Here is a 20,372-nt window from a genome sequence, read left to right as displayed (position 1 = left end):
CTGTCCATGATCGACCTGTTCGCCGGCTGCGGCGGCATGACCTCCGGGTTCGCCGCGGCGGGCGGCTACCGGCCGGTCATGGCGGTCGAGTGGGACCTGCACGCGGCGGCCACGTACGCGGCGAACTTCGGCGAGGACCACATCCGCTGGTCGGACATCGCGGCCGTGCCGGACGGCGAGATCCCCGAGGTGGACGTGATCGTCGGCGGTCCGCCGTGCCAGGGTTTCTCGAACCTGGGCTCGAAGGACGTCGACGACCCTCGCAACTCGCTGTGGCGCGAGTACCTGCGGTTCGTGCGGCGGGCCCGGCCGTCGGTGTTCGTGATCGAGAACGTCGACCGGTTCCTGGCGTCGACGGAGTTCGCGTTGCTGCAGGCCGAGACCGAGGGCTACGAGCTGAGCTACGGCATCCTGCTGGCGGCGGATTTCGGCGTGCCGCAGCGACGTCGGCGGACGATCGTGATCGGCTCGCGGATCGGGCCGATCCCGTTGCCCATCGCGACCCACCCGCGTGGACGTTGGCACACGGTGGGTGACGTGCTGCGCGGGCTGCCGGAACGGCCGGTGACGACCGCGTTCCCGGACTCGGTGGTGGAGTTCTTCGGGCGGGAGCTGCCCGGGCCGTTCAAGAGCCCGGACCTGCACATCGGTCGCAACCCCACGCCGTTGTCGTTGGAGCGGTACCGCCACGTCCCGCCGGGTGGCGGGCGTTTCCACGTGCCGCAGCACCTGCTGCCCCGGTGCTGGCGGGAGAAGAAGACCGGCACCACGGACGTGATGGGCCGGATGCGGTGGGACGAGCCGTCGCTGACCATCCGCACCGAGTTCTACAAGCCGGAGAAGGGCCGCTACCTGCACCCGCAGTGGGAGCCGGGCGAGGACGGCCACCGGGTGGACCGGCCGATCACGCACCTGGAAGCGGCGCGGCTGCAGTCGTTCCCGGACTCGTTCGAGTGGTGCGGCACGAAGGTCGAGGTGGCGCGGCAGATCGGCAACGCCGTGCCCCCGTCCCTGGCCAGGGCCATCGCCGAGCACCTCAAGCCGTACCTGACGGGCGCCGAACCGACCGCGCCGAGCTGCCCGCTCTGCCCCTGACACCTCGTCGCCCCCGAAATTGTCAGACCCCTCCGCTACCGTCATCACCATGACGACAACCACGTACGAGAACGCGGTCCGCATCGGCTCCACGACCTACCAGGTGGTGGCCACCGCCGACCCGGACCTTTCCGTCGACCTGACCGGTGTGGACACCTCGGGTGCCCTGGTGGCCGAGGGCACCATCCGCCTGCCCGCCACCGCGGGCGCGAAGATCGGCAAGCTGCTGGCCCAGGTGCTGGAGGCGTTGGCCAGGCTCAGCACACCGACCTTGCCCACGCCTCGCGACCGCCCGGCCAACGCCAACCAACCGTGGACGCCGGACCTGGACACGGCACTGCGCACCGAATGGCTGGCCGCGACCACCGAGACCCCGACCACCGAGCTGATCCGTTCGATCGCACGGCGGCTGGAACGCTCACCCACCTCGATCAGGTCACGTCTGGCGAGGGTGGGCTGCGACCCGGACGTGCCGGGTCGGGCGCTGTCCGCCGAGGGTGCGCAGGTGTTCCACGTTCAGGGTCGGGATCAGGGGCGGGTCAGGGGCAAACCCGATTCGGGAGAGGAGGGCGTGGAGTGATGCTCGTGGTGGACGCATAGGGCGAGGGGGTGGGCCTGGCACGAGTACTGACGGGTGGGCCAGCCTCGATCGGCCCAGCTCGGTCGGGCCGGCCAACCGACGGCTCGGCAGAGCTGGGCCCGCACGCCCTCGGACGCACGGCCCCGGCTGCCCCAGCCCGCTCGGCCCAGCTCGGCCCAGCTCGACCGGCCAGGCTGGCTCGGCAGAGCTGGGCTGGCTCGGCAGAGCTGGGCAGACCGAGCTGGGCTGGACTCGGCCCGCCTCTGGCCAGGCGCGGACCGGCTCGGCTTGCCCCGGCTCGGCTCGGCCCGGCTTGCCCCGGCCCGACCCGGCCCGGCTCGACGGGGCCTGCTGCCGCACCCCTCGGCCTGCTCGGTTCAACCCGGCCCGATCCCGTTCGGCTCCCGGCGGGCCAGCTCGACGGGGCTGGTACGGCCCGGTTCAGCTCGCACGGCTGGGCTGACTGAGCTGGCACGGCCTGGTTCTGCTCGGCTGGGCTGGCTTCGGCTGGCCCGCTCTGGCCCGGCTCAGCTCGGCCCGGCTGGGCCCGGCTCGACTCGGCCTGACTCCACTCGGCCCCGCTCAGCTCGGCCCGGCGGGGCCCGGCCCGGCGGGGCCTGGCTGGGCCGGCTGGTTGGCGAACCTGGTCGGGGAAGGGTGGGGTGAAGGCGGAGGCGGGTCGGGGCGACCTGGTGCCTGGGGTGGGTGCTCGCGGCGGTGGGGGTGGTGGTGTTGGGGGTTTGGTGGGGGCGGGTTGGAGGGTGGGGGTGGGGTGGGCGCATAGTGCTGGTGTGTTGGTGTTGCACGCGTTGGGCGTGAGTGGCGGGCGGGTTGGGGTTTGGGGTGAGGATTCGGCGTTGCCGGAGCGGGTTGGTGGGCGGTTGCCGCGGAGGGCGGTTCGGCATCCGTTTGCGGTTGGTGGGGAAGGGCTTGTCCGGTTGGTAGGGGGTGGGGTCGCGGGGGAGGTTGTGGTTCGGTTGCCCTCGTTCGCCGGTGGGCCGGTGGGGTCTCCTGAGTTGGTTCGTGAGGTCACCGGTGGTCGGCGAGGGGTGGTTCGGTGGCGGGAGTGGGTGGTTCCCGTGGTGTGGGTGGAGGGGGTGCTGCCGCGGTCGTTGCCCGATGGTCGGGGTGGGGCTTCGTGGAAGTTCCTGGGTGATGTGCAGGAGTTCGTGAGGGAACTCGTGCGGCGGGGGCGGGTGTTGCCTGCGGTCGACGGGGATGGGGTGGCGCGGTGGCGGGCGGTGTTGGCGGGGGTGGACGCGCTTCGTTACGCGGCGTTGCGGGCGAGTGTGCCGCCGTCGTTCCGGGGTGGTGATGGGGCTGGTGACCTGGTCCAGGAAGTGGTGGACAGGGCGGTTGACCGTGAGGTCAGGGCGGCGCTGCGGGGTGTGGACGTCGGTGGCGATGGTGTTGTGGGGCGGTGGTTGGCCGGGTTGGTGGGTGAGCCGCGCGTCGTCGGGGATGTCGGTGGGTTGCGGGCGAAGTTGGCGGGTTGGCGGGCCAGTGGGTTGCAGGAGAGTCCTGTTCGGACGTGTTTTCGGCTCAGTTCGCCCGACCAGGGCGGCATGACCAAGGACGGGTGGCGGGTCGAGTTCCTGTTGCAGGCGGTGGACGAGCCGAGTGTGGTGGTGACCGCCGAACAGCTGTGGCACAAGCAGGACGCGGTGCTGCGGCGGTGGGTGAGTCGGCCCGAGGACGTGTTGCTCGGCGACTTGGGCCGGGCGGGGCGGCTCTACCCGGCGCTGGATCGGGCGCTGTCCGCACGACGGCCGGTGGAGTTGGAGCTGGACGTCGAGGGCGCCTACGACTTCCTGCAGCACGCGGCCGTGTTGGCGGAGGCCGGGTACGGCGTGATGTTGCCCTCGTGGTGGCGTCAGCCCCACCGGCTCGGGCTCCGGCTCACCGCCACCAGTCGCGGCACGGCGGGGCAGGTGGCGAAGGAGAGCGAACTCGGGCTGAAGGTCCTGGTCGACTACAAGTGGGAACTGGCCGTCGGCGACGAACGGCTGACCGAGGCCGAACTGCAGTCACTGGCCGAGGCGAAGGTGCCGCTGGTCCGGGTCCGCGGCCAGTGGGTGCACGTCGACCAGAAACGCCTCGCCGCGGGCCTCGCGTTCCTGAAGCGGGGCGGCGGGCAGATGACGGCCGCCCAGGTCCTGCTGCACTCGGGCCTGCACCCCGAGGACGCCGACCTGCCGCTCCCGCTGAACGGCGTCAGCGCCACCGGCTGGCTCGGCGACCTGCTGTCCGGCGAGGTGGAGCACCACCTCGAACCGGTCGAGCCGCCGCGAGGGTTGGTCGCCGAACTGCGGCCGTACCAGAAGCGCGGCCTGGCCTGGCTCGCGTTCCTCGACCGGCTCGGCCTGGGCGCGTGCCTGGCCGACGACATGGGCCTCGGCAAGACCGTCCAGCTGCTGGCCCTGGAAGCCCACAACCGCGCCCACGGCAAGAGGCTGCCGACGTTGCTGGTCTGCCCGATGTCGGTGGTCGGCAACTGGCAGCGCGAGGCCGCCCGCTTCACGCCCGACCTGGAGGTTCGCGTCTACCACGGCGCCGACCGGGCCCTCGACACCGACTGCGACCTGGTCATCACCACCTACGCGGTCGTCGCACGGGACGCCGGGAAGCTCGCCGAGATCAGCTGGGACCGGGTCGTGCTGGACGAGGCGCAGAACATCAAGAACAGCTCCACCCGGCAGTCGAAGGTGGTGCGCGCGCTGCCCGCCCGGCACCGGGTCGCGTTGACCGGCACGCCGGTGGAGAACCGGTTGGCCGAGCTGTGGTCGATCATGGACTTCGTCAACCCGGGCATCCTGGGCACGGTCAACACGTTCCGCGCCCGCTTCGCCGTCCCCGTCGAACGCCACCACGACGAGGACGCCGCCGTCCGCCTGCGCCGGATCACCGGCCCGTTCGTGCTCCGCAGGCTCAAGACCGACCCGCGGATCATCACCGACCTGCCGGACAAGATCGAGGTCAAGCAGCTGTGCACGCTGACCCCCGAACAGGCCACGCTCTACCAGGCCGTGGTGGACGACATGCTGGCCAAGATCTCCGAGGCGGAGGGCGTCCAGCGCAAGGGCCTGGTCCTGGCCACTATGTCCCGCCTCAAACAGGTCTGCAACCACCCGGCGCAGCTCCTCGGTGACGGCTCGCGCGTCGCCGGCCGCTCCGGCAAGCTCGCCCGGCTGGAGGAGATCCTGGACGAGGCGCTGGCCGACGGCGACAAGGCGTTGTGCTTCACCCAGTTCACCGCCTTCGGCTCCCTGGTCGTGCCGCACCTGGCCGCGCGCTTCGACACCGAGGTCCTCTACCTGCACGGCGGCACGCCGAAGCGGCAGCGCGACGAGATGGTCCGGCGGTTCCAGGACAAGGACGGCCCGTCGATCTTCGTGCTGTCGCTGAAGGCCGGCGGCACGGGGCTGAACCTGACCGCCGCCAACCACGTCATCCACCTCGACCGCTGGTGGAACCCGGCGGTGGAGGACCAGGCCACCGACCGGGCGTTCCGCATCGGCCAGCGCAACCACGTGCAGGTGCGCAAGTTCGTCTGCGTCGGCACGCTGGAGGAGCGGATCGACCGGATGATCGAGGACAAGCGGGGGTTGGCGCACCTCGTGGTCGGCGCGGGCGAGGACTGGCTGACCGAGCTGTCGACCGGTGAGCTGCGCGACCTGTTCGCCCTGTCGGGGGAGGCCGTCGGTGACTGATTGGCACGGCTACCGCCCGCCGTCGCGCCCCATCCGGGTCGAGGGCGGCCTCACGCTGCGCAGCAAGCGGGGTGACATCGCGCGGACGTGGTGGTCACGCCGGTTCCTGGAGGTGCTGGAGTCGTTCGGCATGGCCGGCCGCCTCGCCCGCGGCCGCACGTACGCGCGCACGGGCCAGGTGATGAGCCTGTCGCTGTCCACCAGCCTGGTCGTGGCGCTGGTGACCGGCACCCGCCCGGAGCCGTACCGGGCGCGGATCGGGGTGCGGAAGTTCAGCGACGACGACTGGCGGCGCATCGAGCACGCGCTGGCCGATCAGGCGATCTTCGCGGCCAAGCTGCTGGCCGGCGAGATGCCGCCGGAGATCGAGGACGTGTTCCGCGACCTCGGCCTCACCTTGTTCCCCGGCACGACGCGCGAGCTGCACATGGACTGCACGTGCCCGGACTGGGAAGTGCCGTGCAAGCACCTCGCCGCCACCTGCTACCTGCTCGCCGAGTCGTTCGACACCGACCCGTTCGAGATCCTGGCCTGGCGCGGGCGGTCCCGCGAAGACCTGCTGGACCGGCTCCGCGACCTGCGCGCCCCCATCCCGCCCCACGAGCCCGAGGCACGCCGGGAACCGCCGGACGACTCGTTCGACGCCTTCTGGGCACGCCCCAAGGTCGCAGACGTCGTGCCGGACGTCCTCGAACCGACCACCCGGCGCCCGGACGCCCTGCTCGACCAGCTGGAACCGCTCGTCGTGGACGGCCGTTCGGTCACCGACGCGCTGCGCCCGCTCTACCGGCGGCTGGCGCAGTAGCCGAGGCAGGGCCTCGGACCGGTTCGGTACCACCTCTTCACACTGGTCGTCGACGGCCGGCTGGTGCTGGACCAGGCCCGCTTCGACCGTGTCGGAGGGCTGCCGGGCCTGCGAAATGCGCCTGTGGGCCAAGCCCGGTAGGACAACGGCACCATTCGCGACAACTCCGACCGGACGGTGCCGCGCACCTCCGGGTGGCTCAACGCGCACCCCCGGTCGAAGATGCGTCTTGACTGGTAGGTGCACGTCCGTGTTTCGTCGTCAGCTACCGACGAACCGGAGGGGAATCGCACGCATGACCGCGTCCAAGGCACTGCGGGCCCTGCGGGAGGCGATCGTGCTGGAACACCTGGAATCGGAGAACGAGCACGAGTTCGACACCGCCGTCGGTGCCTTCGACCACCCGCGGTGCGAGATCGTGGCGACCGGGCAGGTGTTCGACGGATGGGCCGAGGTGTCCGGGTACTACGCCCGCGTCCGTGACGAGTTCCCGGACCGGCGCAGCACGGTGGTCGAGCTGCACCACGCCGACGACGCGGTGATCGTGGAACTGGAGCTGCGGGGTACCCACCTGGGCGGCGAGGAGCCCGCGGGGCGGGCCTACCGGGTGCGCACGACGGCGTTCTTCGTCTTCGACGACGCCCGGCTGGTCGGCAAGCGGGTGTACGGCGAGCACGTCGGCCAGGCGCCCGCGCTGACGAGCTGAACGAGACGATTCAGGCCGCCACCCCCGCTGCTGCGAGGAGTGGCGGCCCGAAAAGATCGAGGTCCTGGTGGTGACCCCGATTAGGTCAGAGCGGTCGAACCGTCTGCGCCTGCGGGCCCTTCTGGCCCTGGCCGATCTCGAACTCCACCCGCTGGTTCTCTTCCAGGGTGCGGTAGCCGTTGCTCTGGATCTCCGAGTAGTGCACGAACACGTCGGCGCCACCGTTGTCCGGGGAGATGAAGCCGAAGCCCTTCTCCGCGTTGAACCACTTGACGGTGCCCTGAACTGCCATCTTGCTACTTCTCCTCTAACAGGTGCCGGATCGCGCTTGCGACCACCGGGTCAGCTAGGGCCCCGGCCCTTCCTGGCGAGGAAAGTTCGGCGCCCGCAACTCCGTTCCGCGAGCGTGGTGGAACACGAACACAGAAAGGTACGACCGAAGACAGTCAACCATGAGATCCCGCCGGCAGTCGAGCGGAAGAATGCGGCGAGTCGCACTGCTACCGTGGGCGAGGCTGCGATCACAGGGGGTCCCCGATGCCTGAACCGATGCTGGTCTCCATCGCCGCTTCGCTCGCCACGCGGGCGGTCGCGGGCTTGTACGAGCTGGTCCGGGCGAAGTTCGCCGACGACCCCGTCGCGACCGCGGCGCTCACCGCCGCCGAAGGCGCGGCCGAGGACTCGCCGCAGGTCGCGGCGTTGAGCGAGACGTTGGAGCGGGCCATCCAGGCCGATCCTGCCTTCGGGGCCGAACTGCGCGCCCACCACGCCGTGACGCAGACCGGCCGGGTGAACAACCAGATCTCCGGCACGGTGCACGGCACCGTCGTGCAGGCGGGCGACGTCACGGGTGGCATCAACCTCAAGTAACCCCGCCGGGTGAAGATGGGGAGGTGTACGCGCTCCACCTGCCCCAGTCCCGGCTGCTGTTCTTCTTCCTCGGCCTGGTGCTCACCTTCGTCTTCATCCGGATCAGCGTCCGCCTGATCCGGGCGAAGGTCCGCTGGTGGCCGGGCAACATCACCCCTGGTGGGACGCACATCCACCACGTGGTGTTCGGCGCGGTCTTCATGCTGCTCGGCGGCGTGATCGGGTTGGCCGTGCCGGACGACCAGCACGGGGTGCGGGTTGCCGCAGCCGCGTTGCTCGGCGTGGGCGCGGCCCTGGTGCTCGACGAGTTCGCACTGATCCTGCACCTGCGCGACGTGTACTGGACCAAGGACGGCCGGCTGTCGGTCGACGCGGTGTTCCTGGCGATCGGGATGACCGGCCTGCTGCTGCTCGGCGCCCGGCCGCTGGGCTACGACGAGTTCTACGGCGAAGGCGTCGCCCTGCGCGTGCTGATCATCCTGGTCAACCTCGGGTTCGCCATCGTGGCGCTGCTCAAGGGCAAGGTGTGGACCGGGCTGCTCGGGCTGCTGGTGCCCGTGCTGCCGGAGATCGGCGCGGTGCGGCTGGCCCGGCCCGGCTCGCCGTGGGCCCGCTGGCGGTACACCGAGGGCTCGAACAAGCTGCGCAAGGCCTACCGCCGGGAGGCCCGGATCCGCCAGCCGCTGATCCGGGCGAAGATCCGGGTGCAGGAGTTCATCTCGGGTCGGCACGACGAAGAGGCTTAGCTCTCATCGGAGAAGGGGCTCAGTCCTCCTCGAAGGAGTTCGTCAGCCACCGCACCGGACGGCCGGTGAACAGCACGAACGTGCCCGACGGCGCGGTGGTCTCCGACTCGGCGAACGCCCGCGCGTCGGCTTCGGGCATGTACCGGCTCGCGACGGCGACCACCTCGTCGGTCGACGGCGCCCGGTCGGCTCGCTCCACCACGCACTCGGCGGTCACGTACCGGTACGGGTAGGTCGCCTGCTGCACGTTGAGGCTGAAGGTGCCCGCGCGTTCCAGCAGCCGGGTCTTGCGGGCCGTGCGGCCCTGCGTGCCGGTGAAGAACGAGACGCGGCCGTCCCGGTAGGCGTAGAACACCGGGACGAGCAGCGGCGGGCGGTCCTCGGCCGCGACGCCGAGCACGGCGACGTGCGGCAGGTCGAGGAAGTCGTCACGTTCGGCTTCGGTCAGGACGCGGTCCACGTCGGGTCACACCTCGTATTCGTCGCGCAGGCGCAGCCACGCCATGGTCGGGGTCTGCGGCCAGCCCGCGGGTGAGTCCTCCCACTGCTCCTGGCGGCCGAACGGCGTCAGGTCGAGCAGGTTGAAGTCCAGCCTGAGCCGGTCGACGCCGCGCCCGGTGGTGAAGTAGGTGCGGAACACCTCGTCGCCGTCGCGCAGGAACACGCTCAGCCCGAAGCCGCCGCCCAGGCCCAGCTCGTCGTAGAACGCCTGGCCGGACGAGTACCACGGCACGGTCCAGCCCATCCGCTCGCGCACGACGGCGATCTCGTCCTGCGGCGCGCGCGACATCAGGATCAACGTGGTGTCGCGGGCGTTGAGGTGGGTCTGGTCGCCGAGGTTGTCGGTGAACGAGCAGCAGCCCGAGCACAGCCAGTCCTGGCCCGGCGCGAGCATGTGGTGGTAGGCGACGAGCTGGCGGCGTCCCGCGAACAGGTCCGCGAGGCCGACCACGGCGCCGTCGGGCGCGGTGAACTCGTGGTCGGTGCTCAGCCGCACCATGGGCAGCCTGCGCCGTTCGGCGGCCAGCGCGTCCAGCGCGCGGGTCAGCTCCTTCTCCTTGACCAGCAGGTCGTCGCGGGCGGCTTGCCAGTCCCGCGGCGAGACGACGGTCGGTCGAGCCATCACACACCTCCGAGTTCCTTGAGGGAACTCACCCTAGCGCGGTCAGTTCCCTGAAGGAACCCTAAGCGGTAGACTCGGGTCGTGCAGCGGACCAGGTTCGGCGACATGACCTGCTCGATCGCGCGCACCATGGACGTCGTCGGCGAGCCGTGGTCACCGCTGATCCTGCGGGACGTCTACGTGGGCGTCTCCCGCTTCGACCAGCTCCAGGAAGACCTCGGCATCTCCCGCAAGGTGCTCGCCGAGCGGTTGAAGTGGCTGGTGGAACAGGGCGTGCTGGAACGGCGCGAGTACTCGGCCAGGCCGCCGCGCCACGAGTACGCGCTCACGCCGAAGGGCACCGAGCTGGTCGAGCTGCTGATGGTGATGGTGCGCTGGGGCGACCGCTGGACGGCGGGCGAGGCGGGCCCACCCGCGCTCTACCGCCACCACGCGTGCGGCCGCATCGCCCACGTGGAGCTGCACTGCTCGGAGTGCGGCGAGCCGATGGGCCCGGACAACATCGACGTGCTGCCCGGACCCGGCGCCGCGGCACCCGCTAGTTGACCAGGATGCCCAGCTCGTCGCAGTCGTCCGCGGTGTCGCCCGCGCACAGGTCCACCGGCTTGACCACGCTCTCGGCCACCAGCCCGCGCACGTTGTCCCGGGTGATCAGGTCCGCGCCCAGCAGCACCGACTTCACGTCCCGCTTCGCCACCAGGTCGCGGGTGTTGCCGGTGGCCAGGTCGTCCGCGCCGCTGAGGTCGCCGCGGGCCACCGCGATGGCCAACCGCGCCGCCGCCTCGGCCTCGTCGCGGATCGGCTTGTAGACCGTCATGCACTGGTCGCCGCGCAGGATCGACCGCAGGCCTTCCAGCGTGGCGTCCTGGCCGGTCACCGGCACCCGCCCGGCCAGGCCCTTGGCCTTGAGCACCTCGATCGCCGCGCCCGCCAGCCCGTCGTTGGCCGCGACCACGCCGTCCACCGTGCCGCCGCCCGCGGCCAGCATCTGCTCGAACGCGGCCTTGCCGAGCACCGGGTCCCACTTGTCGATGGGCTTGCTGTCGACCAGCCGCAACGCGCCCGTGTCGTACTTGGGGCCGAGCGTGCGGCGCTGGCCGTCGAAGAACAGGGTGGCGTTGTTGTCCGTCGGCGCGCCCTGCAGCTCGATGATCCGCGCGCCCGGCTTGTCGCCCAGGCACCTCAGCAGCCCTTCGGCCTGCAGCTCGCCGACGTTGAGGTTGTCGAAGGACACGTAGTACTCGGCCTGGCCGCCCAGGCTGATCCGGTCGTAGTTGATGACCGGGATGCCCGCTTCCCTCGCCTTGCGCTCGACCGCCGCGCCGCCCTCGGGGCTCAGCGGCGTCGTCATCAGCACCTTCACCTTTCGGGCGATCATCTCGTCGGCGATGCTGGCGAACTTGGCCTCGTCACCGTCCGCGTTCTCGATCACGCCCTCGACGCCCGCGAAGTTCAACGCCTGCAGCAGCAGCGGCCGGTCCTGCTCCTCCCACCGGTCCGACGACGAGCGGTCCGGCAGGATCACGCCGACGACCGGTTTGGGCGCGCGGCTGCCGGTCTGCGGTGCCAGCGGGTCGACGGCCGAGCCGCAGGCGCCGACGAACAGGACGAGCACACCGCAGGACACGGCTCGGACCAGCCTTCGCATTCGCCAACCCCTTGCCCGGGCAACATCGTCGTGGACGGCGGAAATACGGATTGTTGCGGAATTCCATCCCTCCGGCGGCGGGTTCGTCAAGACGTAGCAACCCCGCAGCTCCGAATGGTCCGCGCCATTCGGTCAGTTGACCTTCTCCGAACATCGAACCCGCAGGTCGAACCGTTACAGTCCGCTCTTATCACGCTCCGCACCCGATTGGTTACGCAGCCGGCACGGGCGAAAGGGGACTCCCGTTCGGACGATTTATGTGCGATGGTGTCGCCTGCCGAACCCTGGCCGGGTGTGTGAGGAGTAGCAGCGTGAGAATCGTCCCCGCAGCGCTGGTGGCCGTGGCCGCCGCGGCGTTGCTCGCCTTGGGCGCCGGGTCCGCCGCCGCCGAACAGGTCACGCCGGACCACACCGTCGCCGTCGCCAGTACGAGCGTTCTGAACGACAACCGCGACATGTAGGCAGAACGGCGATCCCCGCCCACCGTGCACCGGAGGGCGGGGATCGTCGTTCGTACAGGAAGGGCTCAGCCGAGCGCGGTGCCCAGCGCCTGCCAGTCCAGCACCGGCGCGGCCAGGTCGCGGATCGCGGCCAGCAGCCCCAGCCTCGCCCGCCGCACGTCGGCGTCCTCGGCCATCACCAGCACCTCGTCGAAGAACGTGTTCACCGGCCCGGTCAGCCCGTTCGCGGCGGCGGCGAACGCGGCCAACCCCGTGACGCCCGCCGGCACCTCGGCCAGCACCTTGTGCAGCGCCACCTCGGCCGGCTCCACCAGCGCCTGCGGGTCGTACTCGCCGACGGTGTCCGCCGGCACGATCCGCCGCACCCGCTGCAACGCGGCCACCAGCGCGGCGAAGTCCGGGTCACCGGCCAGCCCGGTCAGCTCCGCCAACGTCGCGTCGGCCACCGCGGGCGCGTCGGCCAGCGGCAGCACGGCGTTGACGAACCGGTGGTCGTGCCCGGCGTCCAGCAACTGCTGCTCGTACCGCCGCACGGTGAACTCCCGCGCGGTGTCCAACGCCTCGGCCGACACCTCCAACCCCTGGGACGCCAACGCCAACGCCTTGGTCAGCGTGATGTCCTTCAGGTCCGGGAACGCCCGCAGCACGCTCACCGCGCCCAACGCCGCCCGCCGCAACCCGAACGGGTCGGAGCTGCCGGTCGGGTTGGCCCCGATGCCGAACAGCCCCGCCAGCAGGTCGAACCGGTCGGCCAGCGACAGCAGCGCGCCGGGCGTGGACGACGGCAGCGCGTCACCAGCCGACCGCGGCAGCTCCATCTCCCACAGCGCCCGCGCGACCTCCGGGGCCTCCCCCGCCCGCTCGGCGTACTCGCGGGCCATCACGCCCGCCAGGCTCGACAGCTCGATCACCATCTGCGAGCCCAGGTCGAACTTGGCCAGCTCACCCGCCCGCGCCAGGGTCTCGTCGGCAGTGCTCACCTTTCCGGGCCCGACCTCGCCTGTGCTCAATTCCTCTGCGAGCCGCCGCGCCAACGCCGCGATCCGGCCCGCCCGGTCGGCCATCGAACCGAGCTTGTCGGCGAACGTGAGCTTCTCCAGCCCGGCCTTCATGTCCGCCAACGGCGTGCGCAGGTCGGCCCGCCAGAAGAACGCCGCGTCCTCGTACCGGGCCCGCAGCACGGCCTCGTTGCCCGCGCGGACCAAGTCGGCGTCCACCTCGCCGTTGGCCACGGCCACGAAGTGCGGCAGCAGCGAACCGTCCTGCGCGCGCACCGGCAGGTACCGCTGGTGCTTGCGCATCACGGTGGTGAGGATCTGTGCGGGCAGCTCCAGGTAGCGCTCCTCGAACGAACCGAGGATCGGCGTCGGCCGCTCGACCAGGTTGGTGACCTCGTCCAGCACGCCCTCGAAGTCCACCACGCCGCCCACGGACGCGGCCAGCTCCTCGGCTCGCGCCACGATCGCGTCCCGGCGTGCCCGCGCCGAGGCGTCGATGCCGTGCCCGGCCAGGAAGTCCAGGTAACCGTCCGCCGTGGACACCTCGACCACGGGCGTGGCGGCGGTGCGGTGCACGCGGGTCTTCGGCTCGGCCGCCAGCGACGACACCGCGACCGGCACCGGCGTCGTGCCCAGCAGGGCCAGCAGCCAGCGGATCGGGCGGGTGAACGACAGCTTCGGGTCGTTCCACTTCATGTTCTTCTCGGCGCGCAGCTCCGACACCACCTCGCCGAGCAGCCCGCTGAGCACCTCGACCGCGCCGCGACCGGGGTCGGTGCGCACCAGTGCCACGTGCTCGACGCCGTTCTCGGTGACCCGGCCGAGCGCGTCCACGTCCACGCCCTGGCCGCGGGCGAAGCCCTGCACGGCCTTGGTCGGGTTGCCGTCGGCGTCGAACGCGGCGGACACGCGGGGACCGCGCACGGTCTTCTCCGCGTCCGGCTCGCGCGGCGCGACGTCGGGCACGAGCACCACGATCCGGCGCGGCGTGCCGTGCACCTCGACCGCGCCGTGCGCCAGCCTGGTCGTGCCCAGCTTGTCCGTGACGGCCTTGCCGACCGCCTCGACGGTGCGGGTCACCTCGGCGGGCGGCAGCTCCTCCGTGCCGATCTCGAACAGCAACGTGGCGGGGTCCGTGACCTCGGCGAACGTGTCCGGCGTCGTGGCCGCGGCGGGTGCCTCGGCCAGCCCGAGCGGGTGGCCGAGCTCCTCGCGGCGGGCCGCCCACAGGCCGGCGACCTCGCGGGCCAGGCCCCGCATCCGGCCGAACGCGCGGGCCCGCTCCGTGGTGCTGATCGCGCCGCGGGCGTCGAGCACGTTGAACGTGTGCGAGCACTTGAGCACGTAGTTGTGCGCGGGCACGGGCAGGCGCGCGTCGAGCATCCGGCGCGCCTCGGAGGCGTACTCCTCGAACAGCCGCTTGTTCGCCTCCACGTCGGCGTCGTCGAGGTAGTAGCGGCTCAACTCGTACTCGGCCTGGCCGAACGCCTCGCCGTAGGAGATGCCGGGCGCGTACGCGATGTCCTTGAAGTGGTCGACACCCTGCAACGCCATCATGATGCGTTCGATGCCGTACGTGATCTCGACCGACACGGGGTCGAGCGACATGCCGCCGGCCTGCTGGAAGTAGGTGAACTGGGTGATCTCCAACCCGTCCAGCCACACCTCCCAGCCCAGGCCCCAGGCGCCGAGCGCGGGCGAGGCCCAGTTGTCCTCCACGAACCGCACGTCGTGCGCCCGGACGTCGATGCCCAGCGCTTCGAGGCTGCCCAGGTACAGCTCCTGGGGGTTACCCGGGTCGGGCTTGAGGATGACCTGGAACTGGGTGTGGGTCTGCAGCCGGTTCGGGTTCTCGCCGTACCGCGCGTCGTCGGGCCGCACGCTGGGCTCGACGTAGGACACGCGCCACGGCTCGGGACCCAGCACCCGCAGCACGGTGGCCGGGTTCAACGTACCGGCGCCGACCTCGGTGTTGTACGGCTGCACGACGACGCAGCCCCGTTCGGTCCAGTACCTGGTGAGCGCGAGCAGCGCATCCTGCATGGTCAGCACGGTGGCAGTCTACGAACGCACCACCGGCGACCTCACAATCGGGTAACCGACCTGGTCAGCCCGGCCGCGGCCCGGTATCACCACGTCCGGCGACGCGGCTGTGCGACGCTGGTGGCAACCTGGGCGGCCTGTCATGCGTCCATTGGCGTGAACCCGGGTACATGGGAGGAGTGGGAGTGGACAACCGGCCGCCGAGGCCAGGCGAACCCGATGGGTTCCGCAGGCGACCCGTTCCCCCTCGGAATCCTTCCTCCGGGCAACCGCCGCGCGGCCAGGAGCCGCCCCGGCGCTCCGAGCCGGGCGGCCGCGTCGACCCGCCGCGGCGCGGGCCCGAGCGCCCGACCGGTGACCGCCGTGCCCCCGGCCAGCCGGAACGCCGTGCGCCCGGTGCGGGTGAGCGTCCCTCCGGTGAACGACGCGTGCCCGGTGCGACCGGTGAACGCCGTGCACCCGGCGAGCGCCCGAAGCGCCCGGTGACCGACCCCGCACCCCGTGCGAGTGCGCCGCGGGCGAGGGCGGGCAGCGAGCCCGGCCGGTCCCGCGCGGACGACGACCGGCGGCCGGCCGCACCTCAACGCGTTTCCGCCGGTCAGCGGCCTGCCGGCCAGCGGCCCCGGCCACCCGCGGGCCGCGGTGGTCCGCCGCGCCGCAGGCCGCCGACGCGCCCCACGAGCGGCGGCGCGATCTTCGGCCGGTCGCTGCTCGCCCTGTTCTCGGTCGCCGTCCTGCTCGGCACCGGCTACGCGTGGGCGAACCTCAGCACGCTGATGAGCAACATCAGCACCACCGACGTGATCAGCGACGCGGGCGGCGGCGAGAAGCCCGCCGACGGCTCGGTCGACATCCTCATGGTCGGCATGGACAGCCGCACCGACTCCAAGGGCAACCCGCTGCCCGAGGAGATCCTCAGGGAGCTGCACGCGGGCAACGAGAACGACGGCGGCCTGAACACCGACACGCTGATCCTGATGCACGTGCCGAACGACGGCGGCAGGGCGGTCGCGGTGTCGTTCCCGCGCGACTCCTACGTGCAGATCGCCGGCGGCTACGGCCGACACAAGATCAACTCTGCCTACGGCTACGGCAAGAACGACGCCGTCGCCAAGCTCCAGGAGGAGGGCGTCAAGGACCCCGCGGAGCTGGAGGTCAAGTCCCGCCAGGGCGCCGCGAAGACCCTCATCGGCACCATCGAGGGCCTGACCGGTGTCACGATCGACCACTACGCCGAGATCAACCTGGTCGGGTTCTACGAGATCACCAAGGCCATCGGCGGCGTGGACGTGTGCCTCAACCAGGCCACCCGCGACAACATGTCCGGCGCGAACTTCGCCGCCGGGCAGCAGAAGATCCAGGGTCGCGAGGCGCTGGCGTTCGTCCGGCAGCGCTACGGGCTGCTGCGCGGCGACCTCGACCGGATCGTGCGCCAGCAGGTGTTCATGGCGGGCCTGGCCAAGCAGATCCTGTCCGCGGGCACGCTGTCGGACCCCGGCAAGCTGCGCGCCCTGATCGACGCGCTGACCAAGTCGATCGTGCTGGACGAGGACTGGGACGTGCTGCGGTTCGCCACCCAGATGAAGGACCTGAGCGGCGGCAACCTCAAGTTCGAGACGATCCCGACCGGCAGCATCGAGCTGAACACGCCCGAGGACGGCATGGCGGTCGAGGTCGACGAGCGCGAGGTGAAGAGGTTCTTCAAGAACCTCAGCGCCGACCCGAACGCGACCGGCACCACCGCGCCGGCCGTCGACCACGCGACCGTCACCGTCGAGGTGCGCAACGCCTCGGGCCTGCCGGGCCTGGCCGGTCGGGTGCTGCAGGCGCTGGTGGCCGAGCGGTTCGTCGATGGCGGCGCCGACAACGCCTCGCCCATGGCCACGTCGGTGGTCCGCTACGGCGTGGGCGGCGAGGCGGCGGCGGAGGCCGTGTCGGAGAGCCTGGGCGGCCTCGAAGTGGAAGAGGACCCCAACATCCCGGCCGGTCACGTGCGCGTGTTCGTGGGCGCGGACTACGCCGGGCCGGGTGCGCAGAACCTCCTCGCCAAGCCGCTGGTCGGCCTGGACGGCGCACGGCAGCAGCCGACCACGACCACGACCGAGCCGCCCATCACGGCGGACGGGGTGCGCTGCGTCAACTGATCGCCTACTCGGGGGGTAGCCGTGGGGAGCTTCACCAGGCGGATCCGGTGGAAGCGCGTGCTGGTCGCGCTCGGCCTGCTGGCCGTGGTCGCGGCCACGCCGTGGGTGTGGGTGCAGACCAGCAGCGCCGCCTACCGGCACGACGCGGCGGACGTGCCGGACGCGCCGGTGGCGCTGGTCCTCGGCGCGGGCCTGACCAGGGCGGGCACGCCGACGCCGTTCCTGGCGGGCAGGCTGGACGTGGCCGCCGACCTGTACCGGCGGGGCAAGGTCGAGGTGCTGCTGGTCAGCGGTGACAACAGCCGCACGGAGTACGACGAGCCGACCGCGATGCGCACGTACCTGATCGGCCGGGGCGTGCCCGCGGACGACGTGGTGGCCGACTACGCGGGCCTGGACACGTGGGACTCGTGCACCAGGGCGAAGCGGATCTTCGGCGTCGAGCGGGCGACCGTGGTGACCCAGGAGTTCCACCTGCCCCGCGCGGTGGCGCTGTGCCGTTCGGCGGGCATCGATGCGTTCGGCGTGGGCCACGACACGTCGGACCGGGTGTCGACCACCGCCTACGGGCACTTCCGGGAGGTGTTCGCGGCGGGCAAGGCGATGTGGGACGGCGTCGTCGCCAAGCCCGACCCGCTCTTCCTCGGACCGCGGGAAACCGGCGTGACCAGCGCCTTGGAGCGTTGAAACGCTACTGTCAGTACCACTCGATTAGCCTAATCGGGCGATAAATCGGACAACCCGCGTAAGCGAACGTCCTGTCGCGCTTTCCATCTGCGTGGGGTCTGTCGGGGCCCCAGCGGACTGGAGGATCGACGGTGCAGATCGACACAGCGGCGTACCAGCGCGTGCTCGGCGACGAGCTCCGCAGCCTGCGCAAGCAGCGCGGATGGACCCGCAAGGAGCTCAACCGCCGGCTGCAGAGCGACATCTCGCTGCAGACGCTCGCCACCTACGAACTGGGTACCCGCCAGTGCTCGGTGGTCCGCTTGGTCGAGATCTGCGTCGCGCTCGGCGTGCCCGCGCACCAGGTGCTCGCGCGCGTCCACGAACGCGTGTTCGGTGACACGCCCGCCGGGCACCTCGCGGTGGACCTGGCCACGGTCGTCGCCGACACGCGACCGCAACTGATGCCGCTGCGCCGCTGGGCGCAGGGCAGGCTCGCGCACCTGGTGCCCGGCCAGCCGCCCGAGGTGCACCTCGACCTGCCCGCGTTGGAGTACATGGCCCAGTTGTGCCAGCTCAGCACGGTGGACCTGATCAGGACCCTGCGGGAGCTCGACCACCACGGCCCCCGGTAGCATCGGGGGATCTCCCTCCCCTGACAGATCCGGGAAGTCGGTTGCCTAACACTCCAGGTGCAGACCCAGCCCGCCTGCCGCTGCGCACCGCGGCGGCCGTGCGACTGGGCAACATGAGCTCCAAGCTGTCGCAGAAGATGGGCCTGGGCGCGGGCGGCATGATCGGTGGCCGGGTCGCGCTCAAGCTCGACCCGCAGGCGCTGGCGCACTTGACGTCCGGACGCCAGGTCGCGCTGGTGACCGGCACGAACGGCAAGACCACCAGCACGATGATGCTCAGCCGGGCCGTGTCGTTCCTGGGCGAGGTCGCCACCAACCACGGTGGCGCGAACATGCCCGACGGGCACGTGACCGCGCTGTCCAAGCAGCCCGACGCGCCGTACGCGGTGCTCGAGGTCGACGAGGGGTACTTCCCCGAGGTCGTGCGGGCCGCGTCACCCGCGGTGGCCGTGCTGCTCAACCTCAGCCGCGACCAGCTCGACCGGGTCGGCGAGGTGCGCACCATCGAGAAGTCGCTGCGCACGGCGCTGGCGTCGGTGACCGGGGTGGTGGTGGCCAACTGCGACGACATCATGGTGACGTCGGCGGCCCGTGACTCGACGAACGTGGTGTGGGTGGCCACCGGGACGGGCTGGCACAACGACGCCGCCTCGTGCCCGCGCTGCGGCGACCCGATCCGCTGGCAGGGCGAGCACTGGCAGTGCACCGGGTGCGACCTGGCCCGGCCGCGGCCGCAGTGGGTGACCGGCGACGGGTACCTGGTCACGCCCAACGGCGTGAAGGTGGAGCTGTCGCTGCGGCTGCCCGGCAAGTTCAACCAGGCCAACGCCGTGATGGCCACGGCCGCCGCGGCTTCGTTGGGCGTGCCGGTGGAGGAGGCCGTGCAGCGGTTGCGCGCGGTGTCCAACGTGGCCGGTCGGTACCGGACGATCCAGCGGTCCGGGCACCGGGCGCGGCTGCTGCTGTCGAAGAACCCGGCCGGGTGGAGCGAGACGTTGACCGTGGTGCGCGAGGCCGACCACCCCGCGGTGCTCGTGATCAACGCGCACGAGGCCGACGGGCGCGACCTGTCGTGGCTGTGGGACGTGCCGTTCGAGCGGCTGCGCGGTCGTCAGGTGATCGCGTCCGGCGAGCGGGCGACGGACCTGGCCGTGCGGCTGACCTACGCGGAGGTCGAGCACACGATCGTGCCGGACCCGCTGCTGGCGATCGACGCCATGCCGCCGGGGCCGGTCGAGGTGATCGCCAACTACACCGCATTCCGCGACCTGAACGCGAGGGCCGCCCAGTGAGCACCAGCAAGGTCCAGATCGCGCTCGTGCTGCCCGACCTGCTGGGCACGTACGGCGACTTCGGCAACGCGGTCGTGCTGGAGAAGCGGATGACGTGGCGGGGCATCTCCGCCGAGATCGTCAACATCCGGTTCGGCGAGCCGGTGCCGGAGTCGTGCGACATCTACGTGGTCGGCGGCGGTGAGGACACGGCGCAGACGTTGGCCGTGCGGCACCTGCGCGAGCACCCCGGTATGCAGCGCGCGGCGGCGCGGGGGGCGGTGATCCTCGGTGTGTGCGCGGGGATCCAGATCTTCGGCGAGTCGTTCACCCGGGCCGACCAGGTGACGCACGCCGGTCTCGGGCTGATCGACTCGACGTCGCACGCGGGTGGCAGCCGTGCCATCGGCGAGGTCATCGCCACGCCGGCCGACGGGCTGTTCGAGGGCCTGCTGACCGGGTTCGAGAACCACCAGGGCCGCACCGTGCTCGGGCCGTCCGCCCGGCCGTTGGCGCACGTCAAGGTGGGCACGGGCAACGACGGCTCGGTGGAGGGCGCGGTCCAGGGCCGGATCCTGTGCACCTACCTGCACGGTCCCGTCCTGCCGCGCAACCCGCAGATCGCCGACCTGCTGATCGAGTGGGCCACGGGCACCAAGCTCGGCCCGCTCGACCTGCCCGACGTGACCCGCCTGCGCGCCGAACGCGCCAAAGCGGCCGGCGTCGCGCTCTGAGCGTTGAACTCACCGGTCCTGAGCGTTGGACTCTCGCGTTCCGAACGTAGGACACGCGCGAGAGTCCAACGCTCACGCCGCGCGTGTCCTACGTTCAGAACAGGCGTGTCCTACGTTCAGGTACCTCGAGTTGAACG

19 protein-coding genes are annotated in these 20,372 nt (G+C 71.4%); 14 read left to right on the top strand and 5 right to left on the bottom strand.

The features are described from left to right. The first annotated feature begins 6 nt into the window (after positions 1-6). From A6A25_RS13760 to A6A25_RS13740, 5 genes are all read left to right on the top strand, one after another. Positions 7-1,095, top strand: a complete 1,089-nt coding sequence (locus A6A25_RS13760) for a DNA cytosine methyltransferase (protein WP_073889990.1) — start codon at positions 7-9, stop codon at positions 1,093-1,095. 49 nt (positions 1,096-1,144) lie between these two features. Then, entirely contained in the window at positions 1,145-1,675 is a 531-nt protein-coding gene (locus A6A25_RS13755) for a hypothetical protein (RefSeq protein ID WP_073889222.1), read from the top strand. A 1,079-nt stretch (positions 1,676-2,754) separates the two neighbouring features. After that, complete coding sequence (locus A6A25_RS13750; RefSeq protein WP_338013207.1) at positions 2,755-5,385, top strand: DEAD/DEAH box helicase; 2,631 nt, start codon at positions 2,755-2,757, stop codon at positions 5,383-5,385. Next, complete coding sequence (locus tag A6A25_RS13745) at positions 5,378-6,190, top strand: SWIM zinc finger family protein (protein ID WP_073889217.1); 813 nt, start codon at positions 5,378-5,380, stop codon at positions 6,188-6,190. Before A6A25_RS13750 ends, A6A25_RS13745 begins: the two co-directional genes overlap by 8 nt. 295 nt (positions 6,191-6,485) lie before the next feature. Next, complete coding sequence (locus A6A25_RS13740; RefSeq protein WP_073889214.1) at positions 6,486-6,896, top strand: nuclear transport factor 2 family protein; 411 nt, start codon at positions 6,486-6,488, stop codon at positions 6,894-6,896. Positions 6,897-6,981: 85 nt separating this feature from the next. Here A6A25_RS13740 and cspE read toward each other — a convergent pair whose 3' ends face one another. Next, positions 6,982-7,188 carry a transcription antiterminator/RNA stability regulator CspE gene (cspE, locus tag A6A25_RS13735; protein WP_053717138.1) on the bottom strand — a complete coding sequence of 69 codons (207 nt, stop codon included), beginning with the start codon at positions 7,186-7,188 and terminating at the stop codon, positions 6,982-6,984. A gap of 245 nt (positions 7,189-7,433) precedes the next feature. On the opposite strand from cspE, the gene A6A25_RS13730 reads away from it, so the two are divergent. Further along, complete coding sequence (locus tag A6A25_RS13730; protein ID WP_073889212.1) at positions 7,434-7,766, top strand: hypothetical protein; 333 nt, start codon at positions 7,434-7,436, stop codon at positions 7,764-7,766. Between the two features lie 23 nt (positions 7,767-7,789). Next, positions 7,790-8,512: a hypothetical protein gene (locus A6A25_RS13725; RefSeq protein ID WP_073889210.1), complete on the top strand. Its 723-nt coding sequence runs from the start codon at positions 7,790-7,792 to the stop codon at positions 8,510-8,512. Between the two features lie 19 nt (positions 8,513-8,531). Here the strand turns inward: A6A25_RS13725 and A6A25_RS13720 are convergent, their stop codons facing one another. Both A6A25_RS13720 and A6A25_RS13715 read right to left on the bottom strand, forming a co-directional pair. Next, a complete protein-coding gene (locus tag A6A25_RS13720; protein ID WP_083668309.1) occupies positions 8,532-8,972 on the bottom strand; it encodes a pyridoxamine 5'-phosphate oxidase family protein in 441 nt (146 codons plus the stop codon). Positions 8,973-8,978: 6 nt separating this feature from the next. Then, positions 8,979-9,635 carry a DUF899 domain-containing protein gene (locus A6A25_RS13715; RefSeq protein ID WP_073889209.1) on the bottom strand — a complete coding sequence of 219 codons (657 nt, stop codon included), beginning with the start codon at positions 9,633-9,635 and terminating at the stop codon, positions 8,979-8,981. Positions 9,636-9,716: 81 nt separating this feature from the next. On the opposite strand from A6A25_RS13715, the gene A6A25_RS13710 reads away from it, so the two are divergent. Then, positions 9,717-10,181 carry a winged helix-turn-helix transcriptional regulator gene (locus tag A6A25_RS13710; protein WP_073889208.1) on the top strand — a complete coding sequence of 155 codons (465 nt, stop codon included), beginning with the start codon at positions 9,717-9,719 and terminating at the stop codon, positions 10,179-10,181. Here A6A25_RS13710 and A6A25_RS13705 read toward each other — a convergent pair. After that, the gene (locus tag A6A25_RS13705) at positions 10,174-11,283 is read right to left on the bottom strand and encodes a sugar ABC transporter substrate-binding protein (RefSeq protein WP_073889207.1); all 1,110 of its coding nucleotides are present in this window, start codon (positions 11,281-11,283) and stop codon (positions 10,174-10,176) included. The two genes, A6A25_RS13710 and A6A25_RS13705, sit on opposite strands and share 8 nt — an antisense overlap. 311 nt (positions 11,284-11,594) lie before the next feature. On the opposite strand from A6A25_RS13705, the gene A6A25_RS44005 reads away from it, so the two are divergent. Beyond that, on the top strand, positions 11,595-11,744 hold the full coding sequence (locus tag A6A25_RS44005) for a hypothetical protein (protein WP_158073730.1): 150 nt from the start codon (positions 11,595-11,597) through the stop codon (positions 11,742-11,744). Between the two features lie 65 nt (positions 11,745-11,809). Here A6A25_RS44005 and A6A25_RS13700 read toward each other — a convergent pair whose 3' ends face one another. Continuing rightward, a complete protein-coding gene (locus A6A25_RS13700) occupies positions 11,810-14,785 on the bottom strand; it encodes a glycine--tRNA ligase (protein WP_073889982.1) in 2,976 nt (991 codons plus the stop codon). A gap of 482 nt (positions 14,786-15,267) precedes the next feature. On the opposite strand from A6A25_RS13700, the gene A6A25_RS13695 reads away from it, so the two are divergent. From A6A25_RS13695 to A6A25_RS13675, 5 genes are all read left to right on the top strand, one after another. Continuing rightward, positions 15,268-16,929: an LCP family protein gene (locus A6A25_RS13695; protein ID WP_241828653.1), complete on the top strand. Its 1,662-nt coding sequence runs from the start codon at positions 15,268-15,270 to the stop codon at positions 16,927-16,929. Positions 16,930-16,950: 21 nt separating this feature from the next. Next, positions 16,951-17,616: a SanA/YdcF family protein gene (locus A6A25_RS13690; RefSeq protein ID WP_073889205.1), complete on the top strand. Its 666-nt coding sequence runs from the start codon at positions 16,951-16,953 to the stop codon at positions 17,614-17,616. A 131-nt stretch (positions 17,617-17,747) separates the two neighbouring features. Further along, entirely contained in the window at positions 17,748-18,230 is a 483-nt protein-coding gene (locus A6A25_RS13685; protein WP_073889204.1) for a helix-turn-helix domain-containing protein, read from the top strand. Between the two features lie 113 nt (positions 18,231-18,343). Continuing rightward, positions 18,344-19,522 (top strand): Mur ligase family protein, encoded by a 1,179-nt coding sequence (locus A6A25_RS13680; protein ID WP_083668307.1) that lies wholly within the window; start codon positions 18,344-18,346, stop codon positions 19,520-19,522. Continuing rightward, a complete protein-coding gene (locus tag A6A25_RS13675; protein WP_073889202.1) occupies positions 19,519-20,235 on the top strand; it encodes a type 1 glutamine amidotransferase in 717 nt (238 codons plus the stop codon). The genes A6A25_RS13680 and A6A25_RS13675 overlap by 4 nt, the downstream gene beginning before the upstream one ends. Positions 20,236-20,372 lie beyond the last annotated feature (137 nt).

Source organism: Saccharothrix sp. CB00851 (assembly GCF_001905065.1).
GTDB lineage: Bacteria > Actinomycetota > Actinomycetes > Mycobacteriales > Pseudonocardiaceae > Actinosynnema.
The sequence above is the reverse complement of the archived record's forward strand: the minus strand, read 5'-3'. Positions and strand labels throughout refer to the sequence as shown.

Coding starts and splice junctions, on each gene's coding strand:
- A6A25_RS13760 (WP_073889990.1), top strand. CDS start 7: ATGATCGACCTGTTCGCCGGCTGCGGCGGCATGACCTCCGGGTTCGCC.
- A6A25_RS13755 (WP_073889222.1), top strand. CDS start 1,145: ATGACGACAACCACGTACGAGAACGCGGTCCGCATCGGCTCCACGACC.
- A6A25_RS13715 (WP_073889209.1), bottom strand. CDS start 9,635: ATGGCTCGACCGACCGTCGTCTCGCCGCGGGACTGGCAAGCCGCCCGC.
- A6A25_RS13705 (WP_073889207.1), bottom strand. CDS start 11,283: ATGCGAAGGCTGGTCCGAGCCGTGTCCTGCGGTGTGCTCGTCCTGTTC.
- A6A25_RS13740 (WP_073889214.1), top strand. CDS start 6,486: ATGACCGCGTCCAAGGCACTGCGGGCCCTGCGGGAGGCGATCGTGCTG.
- cspE (WP_053717138.1), bottom strand. CDS start 7,188: ATGGCAGTTCAGGGCACCGTCAAGTGGTTCAACGCGGAGAAGGGCTTC.
- A6A25_RS13730 (WP_073889212.1), top strand. CDS start 7,434: ATGCCTGAACCGATGCTGGTCTCCATCGCCGCTTCGCTCGCCACGCGG.
- A6A25_RS13680 (WP_083668307.1), top strand. CDS start 18,344: ATGAGCTCCAAGCTGTCGCAGAAGATGGGCCTGGGCGCGGGCGGCATG.
- A6A25_RS13700 (WP_073889982.1), bottom strand. CDS start 14,785: ATGCAGGATGCGCTGCTCGCGCTCACCAGGTACTGGACCGAACGGGGC.